At 36.1% G+C, this 12129-nt stretch carries 16 protein-coding genes and 2 pseudogenes; 14 read left to right on the forward strand and 4 right to left on the reverse strand.

The genetic code is table 11. The features are described 5' to 3' along the window. Window positions 1-43 precede the first annotated feature (43 nt). From ACWPVE_RS12130 to ACWPVE_RS12140, 3 genes are all read right to left on the reverse strand, one after another. Window positions 44-646: a LysE/ArgO family amino acid transporter gene (locus ACWPVE_RS12130; RefSeq protein WP_453993665.1), complete on the reverse strand. Its 603-nt coding sequence runs from the start codon at window positions 644-646 to the stop codon at window positions 44-46. 127 nt (window positions 647-773) lie between these two features. Next, window positions 774-1190, reverse strand: a complete 417-nt coding sequence (locus tag ACWPVE_RS12135) for a DUF3021 domain-containing protein (RefSeq protein ID WP_453993667.1) — start codon at window positions 1188-1190, stop codon at window positions 774-776. Further along, entirely contained in the window at window positions 1183-1632 is a 450-nt protein-coding gene (locus ACWPVE_RS12140; protein WP_453993669.1) for a LytTR family DNA-binding domain-containing protein, read from the reverse strand. Before ACWPVE_RS12140 ends, ACWPVE_RS12135 begins: the two co-directional genes overlap by 8 nt. Before the next feature lie 190 nt (window positions 1633-1822). Between ACWPVE_RS12140 and ACWPVE_RS12145 the strand changes: the two genes are divergently transcribed. The 8 genes from ACWPVE_RS12145 (at window position 1823) to ACWPVE_RS12180 (ending at window position 5624) form a co-directional block, all read left to right on the forward strand. Beyond that, window positions 1823-2089, forward strand: a complete 267-nt coding sequence (locus ACWPVE_RS12145) for an adhesin (protein ID WP_453993671.1) — start codon at window positions 1823-1825, stop codon at window positions 2087-2089. 15 nt (window positions 2090-2104) lie between these two features. Further along, the gene (locus tag ACWPVE_RS12150) at window positions 2105-2452 is read left to right on the forward strand and encodes a rhodanese-like domain-containing protein (RefSeq protein WP_453993673.1); all 348 of its coding nucleotides are present in this window, start codon (window positions 2105-2107) and stop codon (window positions 2450-2452) included. A 169-nt stretch (window positions 2453-2621) separates the two neighbouring features. Beyond that, the gene (locus ACWPVE_RS12155; RefSeq protein ID WP_453993675.1) at window positions 2622-2966 is read left to right on the forward strand and encodes a hypothetical protein; all 345 of its coding nucleotides are present in this window, start codon (window positions 2622-2624) and stop codon (window positions 2964-2966) included. 16 nt (window positions 2967-2982) lie between these two features. Continuing rightward, window positions 2983-3483 carry a hypothetical protein gene (locus ACWPVE_RS12160; protein WP_453993677.1) on the forward strand — a complete coding sequence of 167 codons (501 nt, stop codon included), beginning with the start codon at window positions 2983-2985 and terminating at the stop codon, window positions 3481-3483. Between the two features lie 143 nt (window positions 3484-3626). After that, window positions 3627-4121: an NUDIX hydrolase gene (locus ACWPVE_RS12165; protein WP_453993679.1), complete on the forward strand. Its 495-nt coding sequence runs from the start codon at window positions 3627-3629 to the stop codon at window positions 4119-4121. Window positions 4122-4181: 60 nt separating this feature from the next. Next, on the forward strand, window positions 4182-4742 hold the full coding sequence (locus ACWPVE_RS12170) for a short-chain dehydrogenase (RefSeq protein ID WP_453993681.1): 561 nt from the start codon (window positions 4182-4184) through the stop codon (window positions 4740-4742). 55 nt (window positions 4743-4797) lie between these two features. Next, window positions 4798-5223 (forward strand): cytidine deaminase, encoded by a 426-nt coding sequence (locus ACWPVE_RS12175; RefSeq protein WP_453993683.1) that lies wholly within the window; start codon window positions 4798-4800, stop codon window positions 5221-5223. After that, window positions 5220-5624, forward strand: a complete 405-nt coding sequence (locus ACWPVE_RS12180; protein ID WP_453993685.1) for a VOC family protein — start codon at window positions 5220-5222, stop codon at window positions 5622-5624. The genes ACWPVE_RS12175 and ACWPVE_RS12180 overlap by 4 nt, the downstream gene beginning before the upstream one ends. A gap of 47 nt (window positions 5625-5671) precedes the next feature. On the opposite strand, the gene ACWPVE_RS12185 is transcribed toward ACWPVE_RS12180, so the two are convergent. Beyond that, on the reverse strand, window positions 5672-6064 hold the full coding sequence (locus ACWPVE_RS12185; RefSeq protein ID WP_453993687.1) for a C40 family peptidase: 393 nt from the start codon (window positions 6062-6064) through the stop codon (window positions 5672-5674). 288 nt (window positions 6065-6352) lie between these two features. Here ACWPVE_RS12185 and ACWPVE_RS12190 point away from each other — a divergent pair. The 6 genes and pseudogenes from ACWPVE_RS12190 to ACWPVE_RS12215 form a co-directional block, all read left to right on the forward strand. Further along, window positions 6353-7090, forward strand: a pseudogene (locus ACWPVE_RS12190) (HAMP domain-containing protein); the annotation flags it as partial. A gap of 303 nt (window positions 7091-7393) precedes the next feature. Beyond that, window positions 7394-8029 (forward strand): annotated as a pseudogene (locus ACWPVE_RS12195) (methyl-accepting chemotaxis protein); the annotation flags it as partial. Between the two features lie 190 nt (window positions 8030-8219). Beyond that, window positions 8220-9086 (forward strand): glycerophosphodiester phosphodiesterase, encoded by an 867-nt coding sequence (locus ACWPVE_RS12200; protein WP_453993689.1) that lies wholly within the window; start codon window positions 8220-8222, stop codon window positions 9084-9086. Window positions 9087-9169: 83 nt separating this feature from the next. Then, window positions 9170-9580, forward strand: coding sequence for a GNAT family N-acetyltransferase (locus ACWPVE_RS12205; RefSeq protein ID WP_453993691.1), 411 nt, complete (start codon window positions 9170-9172; stop codon window positions 9578-9580). 152 nt (window positions 9581-9732) lie between these two features. Beyond that, window positions 9733-10509: a TerC family protein gene (locus ACWPVE_RS12210; protein WP_453993693.1), complete on the forward strand. Its 777-nt coding sequence runs from the start codon at window positions 9733-9735 to the stop codon at window positions 10507-10509. Window positions 10510-10994: 485 nt separating this feature from the next. Then, the gene (locus ACWPVE_RS12215) at window positions 10995-12035 is read left to right on the forward strand and encodes a LacI family DNA-binding transcriptional regulator (RefSeq protein WP_453993695.1); all 1041 of its coding nucleotides are present in this window, start codon (window positions 10995-10997) and stop codon (window positions 12033-12035) included. Window positions 12036-12129 lie beyond the last annotated feature (94 nt).

A 12129-nucleotide genomic window follows, 5' to 3' on the forward strand; every position in this document is an offset into this window, starting at 1 on the left:
TGTTGAAAATGTGGGACAGTGAACCTGTTCGCATCTCCTATTTTCATACCAACCCACTAAAAAGATAAAGGGCGGTTGCCCAAATAAAGATCGCGGAGGCTTTATTAAAGATAATCATAATTAAACCAGTGCCATCTAATTTTTTCATAACAGCTCCAGCTACCATTAGTCCAAAGAACCATATCCAAGAAACGAGTATACAAGCAACAGTAAAGAACAGTTGCTCTGTTCCAACATATTTTAATGCACTTGTTCCAATTACCCCAACAATATCTAAGATGGCATGGGGATTTAAAAGGGAAACGGATAATGCAAAGATGATTTGTTGACGAATGGATAATGCTTGATTTGTATTATTTTTGGCTGGTTCAGATCGCCAAATCGCATAGCCCATATAAAGCAAAAAGATAATACCTGTGATCATTAACATGATCCTGAGCCATTCAAATTGTAGAACTATGACAGATAAACCAAAGATAGCTAAAAGGATTAGCAGTGTATCACATACTCCAGCAGTAATCGCCGCTGGTAGGGCACGATGGAGCTTAGGCTGCGTAGCTCCTTGTGAGAATACAAAAACGTTTTGTACACCTAATGGTAGAATAAGTCCAAATGCTAAGATAATTCCATGTAGAATGGCTTCCAAATTTACTCAACTCCCTCGTATATATTATCGTGCCACGAGTGTTAAAATGACAATGATTGATTGTAATGTGGCATAAAAAATAAGGTGCGTATCCTATTTAAGGACTGCACCTTTGCTTAACGCATTTTTATGGTCTTTTGATTGAGCCATTCATTTCACTTTCAAGTTTCTTGAAATATAGGAAGGTGGAGAACCAAAATAAGATATAGACAAGAAGAAAACCAGTGATGCCAATAAGCAAGGCTAACCAATTAAATGGTAGCCATCCTAACCAAATCGTAATGGGTAACCATACGACTATCGATAACAAAAAGTGAATCACTGTTTGTTTCAATGGGCTCCATTTTTCAATTTCAAATAGAAGGGAGGCATTACCAAAATAAAGGCCCATCACTATGGCACCCAACATATTTTTCCAAATGATAAAGGTAGGGACCTGAATATCCTGAATAACCATGATCGTAAAAAAAGAAAATGTGATGATCGTGGCAATCCCTAGGCCCGTCATACTTCTTTTCAACACTTCAATGACCAATCTAATCATCCCCCAGAATTAATTTGTTCTTGATTTCATTCACATATTTTCGAGAGACATATTCTTTACTTCCTGAATGGAAATACACACATAGATTTCCATTGAAGGATAACTCAAACCGAGAAATTTGGTGAAGGTTTCCTATGACTGATTTTGAAAAACGACTAAACCCATACATTTCAAAAAGTTTTTCGATTTCATATAATTTAAGGTTTACTTCAATATTCTGTTTATTGATATGTGCGTATACTTTCCGATTCTGAGCAAACACATAGTCAATTTCGGACGGTGATAGCAAAATGGAGCTATCTTCCTTGAATCCTATCATTCGCTTAGGAACTTGCTGATTTATTTTTTGAACGATTTCTTCGATCTCATTTGACCACTCCTTTGCATGGATCGTTATCGAGATTCCGTCATACTTTTCATTAATATCAATAGTTAGTTTCACCTTCTCCCCCCCTCTCTGACATTACTATAACAAGACTTCCTTTGAAAAATAAGACTATTCACATAACCTGTTTGAATAAATGTATAACTGGTTTGTTTCCCTGAATAAGATACAAATTAGGTTTGAGAACCTGTCCATCAGTTTCATAAATGTTTATAATAAGGATATTAGTAGGTGAGGAGGAAAAGTGATGTACATAACAGACGAAGCTAAGCAATTATTGGATAAATCTGGTGCGGTGGGAATACGTCTTTACACGGTTCCTAGTAGCACAGATGGACCCCAGATTGCTTTAGCGATTGACGAGCCACATGAATTCGACCGTGTTCAAACAATTAAAGGGATCAGAGTTGCATTCGATCCAAGTGTAACAGGAACAGAAGTTTTAACGTTGGATAAAGAAGAGAATGAAAATGGTATTGGGTTGGTATTAAAAGGTCCAGAAAGCTATTCGTAAAAGGAGGACAGGACGATGCCGCTTAAAAAGATTTCGCCCCAAGCATTACATCAGAAAATGAATAACGGAGAGAAGGTCTTCATTTTAGACGTAAGAGCAGAAGAAAAATACAATGACTATCATATTGAAGGTCATCATATTGAAAGTCAAAACATACATAAATCTGAGATATTTTCATTAGAAGAAGATATAGAAAAAACGCTTGATTCTATAGCAAGAAATACAGAAATCATCGTTACATGCACAACAGGAAATTCGGCTACAAAATGTGCCAACATCCTTTCTAAACATGAATATGATGTTACGGTTTTAGAGGGTGGAATCACAGCGTGGAATGAATTTCTACAAACAAAAGAAGATTAACAATGATAGCGATTGTCTGATAGGAGACGATCGCTTTTTGTAACTCAGCCTTCATCAAGAATTTTCTAGATTTGACTATAATCAGACTTTCATAATTGTATAATAGAAACATATCAATATTTTGAAAAGTTCTCCTATTTCAACATGAAGCCGAGGGGGAGATGAAAGAGTGAGATACGAGATGCGAATTGCGACAATGCTGGCAGAGAATATTGATGGCTTTATTCAATTCGTGGAAGAAAACTATAACAATAAGCATAAAAGCTATGTAGAGAACCCAGATAAGTTATACCAAATTAGATTACTAACTGAAGAATTCAAGTTTCACCTTAACGCATCTGAACTTAGGAGAATCAATCGATATTCTTGGAATGAACCATACACGATTCTACTAGTGGATGATATTAAGAAGGGCTTGGATGTTATCGAGGAATACGTTCGTCGTAATTATGATGATCTCTTCCTATTAACAGGTAGGCTTCATACATTAAGAAGTCTCTGTTCTTCCTTTTAAGAAGTGAGGATTGATCATGTTTGGAATGAAGGATTATGTACCTAATTTCTTTTGTGATAAGAATGCATTTTTACTCGAACATGGTAAGAGGTTACGGCAATTAAGAGGTTCAAAGTTTGAGAGTTTGGTAACTGTCCATGATGAGGGTGGAGAGTTATGGGCAGACTGTCCAGTAATATTGATTGCCGGTGGTATTCAAGTAGAATTTTGTTCATTTAAAGAAGATATTTCACTAACGTGGAATGAAATAGATACAACTGAAAAACTAGATTGGTACGGAATTTCAGATTTGTTTTTAGAATGGAAAACGAACATGTTTGATGACGAGTCTCCGATAATTGGAAAGAGTATAGAAGAAATTGAAATCATTGAAGGAAATCCAGGTCAATTACTTGGGATTGGCTTTAGTTTTGGTGAAAACTATTTTTCACTATTTAATGCACTTGACGAGACGGCTTTTTCATTTGTCAGGGATGATTCTCTCCTTTATACAAAAATCAATGAAGTGGAAAAGTAGATCGTACGGTAAATGCTAAAAATGAAACTAAACTACGATGTTCCCGTATACTCTGTTTCTCATTAATAGAAAATGAGAGCAATCAGTAAAATAAAAGGTTTTAAATCTATGTTTGTAAAAGTTCTAACAGGGAGGAAATGTATATGTACTCATACACGATTTGTTTTATTAAACAAGGGGGCAGAATCTTATTGCTTAATCGTGAGTCCCCTGAGTGGATGGGGATTTGGAATGGTGTTGGAGGTAAAATCGAACAAGGTGAGACCCCATTAGAAAGTATTCATAGAGAGATTAGGGAAGAAACAGGTATGGAGTTGCTACCTGGAAGCCTCATTGAAAAAGGAACGATTACCTGGACGAATCCAAGTTATTCATATGTGGATGGAATGTATGTTTTTGTAGCAGAATTGCCAGATTCCTACGTTTACCATACTCCACTTAAAACAGATGAAGGTATTTTAGATTGGAAAGATTTATCATGGATCTTGCATCCAAAAAACAAGGGTTTGGCAAATCTACAATACTACTTACAGGAGGTCTTAAATGATATAACAAATTACGATTATCGATTTGTTTATGATGGGGATGATGTGGTAGGATTCACGAGAATTCCCTTGGATCAACCAGTTTTAAATTGATAAGGTTGCTAGACGCGATAAAGGATTCAACGGTTACTAAAAAATAGGGAGGTACCTATCTTGAAGTTTAACCATGTCCTTATTTTCGGAGGAACGGGGATGCTTGCGGAGGCATCTGGTTGGATTGCAGAACACGCCAACCACTCAATTGTTTTTGGACGAAATATGCAAAGACTAGAACGACTCGCAAATCGGTATGGAAACCATGGACTTAAGGTTCGTCAACTAGATTACACACAAACAGAACAGCTGAGAAGCGTAATAGTCGATTCGTATATGCAGTATGGCGAAATTGATATGGTTGTTGCATGGATCCATGGAACTGCTCCTGATGCAATTCAAACCATTAAAAATCAACTTTCAGATTTACAAAAAGAAACCCCATGGAAATTGATTGAAGTGAAAGGTAGCAGCAGTCATTTATCAAACATTCAAACCACTGGACAATATGTACAAGAAAACTGTCATGTCAAAATAGTACAACTAGGCTTTGTGTTGGATGGGTGTACTTCAAGATGGCTGACTCACAAGGAAATTTCGAATGGGGTTATTCAGGCCATCAAAAGTGAAAACAACAAAACGATTGTGGGAACATTGGAGCCTTGGGACCGAAGACCATAATGATGAAGGAATTTACTAGACGTTAAGTTTGTAACAAATAAGAGGTGGTAACTATATGTTAAAGGTCAAACCATTAGACGATAAGGATTTTGAGTTAATTAAGGAAGCTGAAACGGTAATTGAAAAGAATTATCGGTACGGAAAGCATCATATTGGAGCAGCTGTTCGAACAATGTCAGGAAAAGTGTATGCGGCTGTCCATCTAGAAGCAAATGTCGGGCGCATTGCTGTTTGCGGGGAAGCAATGGCAATGGGGAAGTCAATCTCAGAAGGAGAGCATGAATTTAAAACAATTGTTGCTGTCGCTCACCCTCATCCACATGAAAACATTGAAAAGTGCTGGGTGGTAGCCCCTTGTGGCATGTGTCGTGAACTCATCAGTGATTATGGAAAAGATACGGATGTTATTATTTCCTACAAAGGTGAACTTGTTAAATGCAATGTTATGGAGCTGTTGCCTGAAAAATATGGGAGTGAATGATTGTACAGAAAGGGTTGAAAAATGTGAGTGTACTTTTCCGCGTTGAATTATATGTGAAGGACATAGAGAAATCGATAGAATTTTATCAGGATATCATTGGTCTAGAACTCTACGGAAGAAATGAGCGATCTGCACGTTTCAATTATGATTGTTTCTCTCTCCTAATCGCTTCTGAAACCATTTTAGATCAGCAACACTATTTTAATAATAAGGCGCAAAGCAATATAAAAGGAAATGGCTTTGAGCTTATTATTGTTGTAGATCAACTAGAAAAGGTATATCAACGTTGCCTCAAACACAATTATCCTATTGAGGTAGGTGTTGAAACGTATCCATGGAAAATGAGAGGGTTTAAGTTAGCAGACCCTGATGGGTATTTTTTAAGAATCACATCTAAATAGTGGCACAACTTGTCCTTATAATTGCTGTATTTAGAAAACTATTTAAATTAGATCACTCTTTTTGCACCTAAAAACCTACTTTTCCATCCATCATCTATTAAAGAAATCGTAACTTCATATTCAGGGCGAACCGCATGTAAAATTTTATTATCTCCTAGATATAATGCTACATGGCCAATCTTTTCTATACCAATCATTTTCTTTCTTTTTTTAGTAGTGAAAAATAATAGATCGCCCTTTTTTATATGTTGAAAAAAGACCTTATTACCATATTTAAATTGCTGTCGAGAATTTCGAGGAAGTGAAATTCCATGTACGCCAAAAATATATTGGATAAATGAGCTACAATCAAAGAAATCTGTTTGGAAGGATGGGGCATTAAAGACATAGGGTTTTCCTAGATGTTTTAAGCCCGTGGTAATAATTTTGTCGATCTTCATATCCGCACGCCTCTTTATTGTTTTATTTCTTTACTATATGAGTATAAAAGGAAAAAGAGTAGACAGGTGGAGTGGATAATTCGCACATTTCTGTTTGGGATTCCTAAATGATTTTTGATCGAGTGGCACTAGAACTTTGATTCGAATGCCACTTTTTCTATTGGTCCTTAGTGCTTTATTCCTAGTCTATTGAAAAAGCCTATGTTAAAATTTCTAGTAGTCTTAATATAACAAGGTGACACCGAAGAATAGATACATCAATGGAAGAGGGATATTATGAAAATTAAAATGAAACTTAGTTTGTTAGTTTCCTTTTTATTATTATGCATACTTGTCACGGGAAGCTTATCGATTTACCATCAGAATCAAACAGAAGAAGCGATGAAAAAAGTGGAGGAAAATCAAACTCTACAGCAAACATTGAAGTCGATCCAATACCGTTTTACAGGAATCTCAAATGATGAGAGGGGGTTCCTTGTGACGGGTGATGAAGAATTTGTTGAAGGAATTAACAATAAAATCGAGGATATCGAGCTTTATTTTGAAGAACTGGATCAACTAAAACTAAATAAAGAAGACACGAAAAAAGTACAAGAAATCCAGGATAATCTACATACCTATTTTGATGCAAACAATAAAATGATTGAATACTATAAAGGTGGAGAGCATGAAAGAGCCTCCGAAGTACATATGGATGAACAAAGAATGATTCGCAAAGACTTAGTGGACCCGAGTGTTAATCTATTTATTACGGAAGTAACGAAAAAAATTGACAGTGACACAAAAGCGTTAGCACATAGACAAGAAATGAATTCGATGATTATCTATGCCGTTATTCTTATATCCTATATTGGGGGAGCTTTTGCTTCTTATGCTTTGATAAAATCAATCAATAAACCGATTAAACTCATGAATCGACGTTTGAAGGAAATATCAGAGGGCGAGGCTGACCTCACACAATCTATTTCCATCAAAACAAAAGATGAACTAGGGGAAATGGCGTCGTCCTTTAATCGAATGGTAGGTAAATTACGGGAATTGGTAAGACAGGTAGCAATGAATGCCCAGCAAGTTGCTACGGCTTCTGAACAACTTTCAGCTAGTTCCGAAGAAACGTCTAGGGCTACAGAGATGATCTCAACAACAGTTCAAGAGGTAGCGGTTGGAACGGAAAAACAGGTTCAAGCTTTGTACGAGACGAATCAAACGGTGAATGATTTATCTTCCTTAATCAAAAAAATTGATGCCAGTTCAGAAATTGTCTCAAAAACGTCTATTGAAGCATCGGAGAAAGCTGTTGATGGAAGTCATTTAGTAACAGGCAGTATTACTCGAATGAATGAAATCGGTCAGACAGTTAATCATCTTTCTCAAAGAGTGGGAACATTAGGAGAAAGTACGAATCAAATTCACCAAATTATTGGTGTGATCACAGGTATTGCTAATCAGACCAATTTACTTGCTTTAAATGCAGCGATTGAAGCAGCGCGTGCAGGTGAACATGGGAGAGGATTTTCTGTAGTGGCTGATGAAGTCAGGAAGTTAGCAGAACAATCTTCTATTTCTGCCCAACAGATCTCGTCTTTAATTACGGTCATTCAAACAGACACAGAAGAAACCGTCCAATCCATGAAAGACACGACAACTAAAGTGTCAGACGGGATTGAATATATCCAGGACGTTGGATCTTCATTTAAACAAATTGAAATGGCCGTTCAAGAGGTTACATCACAAGTTCAGGAAATTACATCTGCTGTACATGATTTGTCTGCAGGTACAGACGAAATGATAAAAAGGATGGAGGCAGTAGCAGAAATTACTCATGTAACTTCTGCTGGGACACAAAATATGTCTGCATCAACAGAAGAACAGCTTGCTGCCATGGAAGAGATAACCGCATCTTCCATTTCTTTAACTAAAATGGCGGAAGAACTACAAGAGTTGATCAAGAAGTTTAAAATTTGATAATAAGGATAGTTTGTCCGAATTCCGATGAGGCGTTAACCTTAAAAAAGGGTTAACGCTTTTTACTATGTAAAAAGTTTTAAAGTATTGTAAGTAATTCGTAAAACGCCAACTATGATAAACGATCTATGCTTAACTAATTGTAGTTAATGTAAATATAGGAACACGAAGGAATGGATGGAAGAATAATTTGAATAAGAAATATTTAATACTATGGTTACTCCTAAGTTTTGGATTTATTATTATAATTACATTAGATATGTTAAGAGGGTATAAATTAGACCCTGAACAAGCAGTTGTTCAGTCTTTAATCATTGCACATAGAGGTGCGAATGATCGATTTAATGAGCATACCCTCACTGCATATAAAATTTCTTCCGAAGATCGCGTGGATTATATTGAAATTGACCTCCGAATGACAAAAGATGGAGAACTCGTGGCCATGCACGATGATACAATCAATCGAACAACGAATGGGAAAGGAAAAGTTTCTGATTATTCGTTGGACGAATTAAAGGAATTCGATACCGTTTCAACATATGACGATGAAATAGTCTTTGAAAAAATACCCACCCTACGAGAAATATTCGACTCTTTTTCTGATACTGAAAATTTTTATATTGAAACTAGACTTGTTGGGAATCAGTTAGCAATGGAGGAAACGTTAATTGAACTTTTACGAGAATATAACTTACTCACGGCTGAAAGAGTCATCCTTCAATCCTTTTCCAAAAAAAGTTTAGATAAATTAAAATTGCTAGCACCAGAGCTTCCTCTTACTCTTTTATTTAAAAAAGGGGAATTTGATTTAGAAGAAGCTATTCGCTCAAAATATCCAATCATTGGCATCGAATCAAGGGATGTAACACGACATATTGTAAATAAACTCCACCGAAGTGGTAAGCATGTTCATGTTTATTTTACGGATATGAAAACACAAAAAAAGGAACAAATCAGAATGAAAAAATACCGCGTCGATGGGTACTTTACAGATTACGCACTTTATACACAAAAAATACTAATGGACACAATTCCGACGGCCAAAAATAGTGAATGAACCTGTCATTCTTTATAGACTGAATACGAAAAGAACGTTAAGATGGAGTGAATTCAATGTTGAATAGTGTTATGGAGGATACGATGGAAACAACGATTACTAAAATTAATAAAGAAGAAGCATGGGAAATTAGGCATATCGTCATGTGGCCTGAAAAAGATTTTGATTACATTAAATTAGAAGACGATGACAACGGGATTCATCTTGGGCTTTTCAAAGATAAGAAATTGATCTCTGTTATTTCCCTTTTTATTAATGAGCAAGAAGCCCAATTTCGAAAGTTTGCAACCCTCCTTGAAGAACAAGGAAAGGGATATGGCAGTGCATTGTTACACTATTGTCTAGAAGAAGCAAAAAGACTGGGCATCAAAAGAATATGGTGCAATGCCAGGGAAAATAAAACCGATTTTTATAAAAAATTTGGGTTAGAAGAAACCACTTTTAGTTTTACCAAAGGTGGCAAATCATATGTCATCATGGAGAGAATTTTATAGCAAAAACTCTCCGGCACTGCTCAGATTGGCTAACTGGATAGTCCGTTTTGGTAAATACACCCCTTGTTAAAATAAAGGCATATCAGCACTTGGATAGGAAAATCTAATGAAAGAGGAGAATCATATCCTTAATTACGTTAGGAGAGAAATGAATGGATACAATATGGCTAGAATATGCCTGGGCATTATTAATCCTAATAGGCTTAGAAGGCCTTTTATCGGCTGACAATGCCCTTGTACTAGCAGTTATTGCCAGACATTTACCAGAAGATCAGAAAAAAAGAGCGATTAATTATGGTATATTGATGGCCTTTGTTTTCAGGTTTGCTGCACTTTTTGCCATTTCTTTTATTGCAAATGTGTGGCAAATCCAGGCAATAGGGGCCCTTTATCTCCTCTATCTAGGATTAAAGCATGTCATTCAAGCGAAGTTTGGTAAAGACAATAAAAATATCCATGAGGACGATAAGAAGGAAGCAGCGGGTAAAGGCTTCTGGCCAACAGTGGGGAAAATTGGATTAGCTGACCTTGCTTTTGCAATTGATTCCATTTTAGCAGCGGTTGCACTTGCCCTTGGGCTTCCTGATTCACCACTTGGTGATATTGGAGGAATGGACGGAGGACAGTTCATTGTTGTCGTTCTTGGAGGTATTGCAGGTCTGATTCTCATTAAGTTTGCAGCAACTTGGTTTGTCCAATTGCTTGAAAAGCGACCAGCACTTGAAACAACAGCGTATGCTATCGTCGCGTGGGTAGGGGTTAAGCTAGCTGTGATTACTCTTGCCCATGAAGACATAGGTGTCTTAGACCATGACTTCCCTCATAGTACCTTGTGGACCATCATTTTCTATGGAGTCTTAGTCGCAATTGCTTTAATCGGTTGGTTTGCACCAAGTAATAAGCAACATCCAAAAGGCAAAGCATCTTAGGTGCTAAAAGTCTTTTTAAAAAAATAAATATAAGCTTTTAAAGGTGTGATCTCCGAGGGAGTCACACCTTTTTGTCGAGGGAATTGGGAATTGAAACTTCTGTCGATGTGTTACATATAACTTTTTTGCTAGTGCTCTAGGGTTGGGGAAATATCTTTGTCATTCAAAATGGAAAGGTATACGAAGTAAAAGATGATATATCAATAAATCAAATCAAGCTTGGTAAGCCAGTGTTTTTAGGTTATAGCTGATTTGTATTTTTAAAAAATTTAACACGCGTTTACAAATTGGCTCAATTTATGTTATTGAAATCCACGGAATGAGGTTTATTAAAAGCTAAAAAAACACAGAAATAATTAAGGTTTATAATAATAAGTGGAGTAAAGAGAATTTAGAATATTTAAAAAAACGTTGACAACCTTTAACGATAGGATTAGAATAAAAAACAAACAATAAACACGTGTTCACGGAAGTGGGAGGTATTCTTGAAAAGAAATAAAATTAATAGCACACAAATTGCTAAGCTTGCAGGTGTATCAAGAAGTACAGTAAGTAGAGTAATTAATAATTATCCTAGTGTTCCACCTGAGACTAGAGAAAAGGTAATGAAAGTCATTAAAGAATATGATTATTTTCCCAATATGTCTGCGCAAGTACTTGCAGGTAAAAATATGAGGACCATTGGATTATTCATAATCGATAAGGGAAGTGTATCAAGTGACTCAACTAGCAACACACTTATAACCAGTGTCATTGAAGAGGCATCAAAGCATGATTATTATGTTTTAACTAATATTATTCAAGATTGTAAGTCTCCTAATAATATAGAACGGGTAAAATCCGTTTTTTATCAGAGTAGAATTGATGCAGGTATCTTTATGGGGACTGACAATCATGAGCCCTTAATTGAGGAACTAATTGCAGAGGGGTTTATCTTGGGGATTGTGGATCAGGATATGCCAGGAAGAAATGAACCGAATCGAATTGTTTATAGTTTTGATAATGAAAACGGTGCCAAGAAAGCTGTCGATTATTTAGTTAGTTTGAATCATAGAAAGATAGGGATAATTAACGGTAATCTAAAACGACATGCAGGTATTGCAAGATACAATGGCTTTCTTGCGGCGATGAAACATCATTCCTTACCTGTTCAAAGAGAATGGATTTTGCAAGCGGATTTTAACAGCACTGAAGGGTATCAGACTATGGTAAGTTTTTTAAATTCAAATGTGGAACTTCCTACAGCCTTTTTTGCAGCAAACGACAAAATAGCATTTGGTGCTATTCAGGCACTGAATGAAAATGGAATTGATGTACCAGAAGATATCTCCATCATTGGAATCGATGATAACGTTTTAAGTAAATTATTTCACCCGCCGCTAACAACTTTTAGAGCAGAGTTCAGTAATATGATGCAAAAACTTACGCTTGATGTCATAAAAACCATTGAAAAGACAAACGAAACGGGGATTAAGGTTATCATGGGGTCTGAATTAATTGTAAGAGAGTCGTGTCGCTCTCTGTAGACCCTTTAATTTTTTTATAACTATATTTCAGAATATTTTTAATATATGAATTGATAGAATTTTGTTAACGATATTTTTTTGCGTGTGTATAAAC

The sequence above is a fragment of the Bacillus nitroreducens genome (genome assembly GCF_964021195.1).

Coding starts and splice junctions, on each gene's coding strand:
- ACWPVE_RS12135 (WP_453993667.1), bottom strand. CDS start 1,190: ATGATTAGATTGGTCATTGAAGTGTTGAAAAGAAGTATGACGGGCCTA.
- ACWPVE_RS12145 (WP_453993671.1), top strand. CDS start 1,823: ATGTACATAACAGACGAAGCTAAGCAATTATTGGATAAATCTGGTGCG.
- ACWPVE_RS12175 (WP_453993683.1), top strand. CDS start 4,798: ATGTTAAAGGTCAAACCATTAGACGATAAGGATTTTGAGTTAATTAAG.
- ACWPVE_RS12150 (WP_453993673.1), top strand. CDS start 2,105: ATGCCGCTTAAAAAGATTTCGCCCCAAGCATTACATCAGAAAATGAAT.
- ACWPVE_RS12165 (WP_453993679.1), top strand. CDS start 3,627: ATGTACTCATACACGATTTGTTTTATTAAACAAGGGGGCAGAATCTTA.
- ACWPVE_RS12160 (WP_453993677.1), top strand. CDS start 2,983: ATGTTTGGAATGAAGGATTATGTACCTAATTTCTTTTGTGATAAGAAT.
- ACWPVE_RS12205 (WP_453993691.1), top strand. CDS start 9,170: ATGGAAACAACGATTACTAAAATTAATAAAGAAGAAGCATGGGAAATT.
- ACWPVE_RS12210 (WP_453993693.1), top strand. CDS start 9,733: ATGGATACAATATGGCTAGAATATGCCTGGGCATTATTAATCCTAATA.
- ACWPVE_RS12180 (WP_453993685.1), top strand. CDS start 5,220: ATGATTGTACAGAAAGGGTTGAAAAATGTGAGTGTACTTTTCCGCGTT.
- ACWPVE_RS12185 (WP_453993687.1), bottom strand. CDS start 6,064: ATGAAGATCGACAAAATTATTACCACGGGCTTAAAACATCTAGGAAAA.